Origin of the sequence: Sphingomonas sp. 10B4 (assembly GCF_035019905.1) — a bacterium.
GTDB lineage: Bacteria > Pseudomonadota > Alphaproteobacteria > Sphingomonadales > Sphingomonadaceae > Sphingomonas > Sphingomonas glacialis.
In genome coordinates, this window is the sequence record NZ_JASJVC010000508.1 from 1 (window position 1) to 244 (window position 244).

The following is a 244-nucleotide window of genomic DNA, read 5'->3' on the forward strand; positions in this document are numbered from 1 at the left end:
GGATTGGGATGTGCTGAACCATCAAAATAGGCCTGCCAGGTGTCAGCACCCAGTCCGTTGACAGCGCAGTTGCTTTGCTTATTACTTTGCGCATTACTTTTCTTGTGTTGGGCTAATTTTTCAGCCTGTAGTTGTTGACGTACGATATGGCGAGCACGAATTTTTTCCTGCTCTAATAATCGTGCAGCGATGAGATTTTCTAAGCCTTTTTCACCTGCAATGTTGAACAGGATTTTTTCTAAAG

1 protein-coding gene is annotated in these 244 nt (G+C 43.4%); it reads right to left on the reverse strand.

Annotated features, from left to right (window positions below; all coding sequences use genetic code 11):
* A partial coding sequence (locus QN347_RS20680) for a hypothetical protein (RefSeq protein ID WP_323494529.1) occupies positions 1–244 on the reverse strand: 244 nt, incomplete at both ends.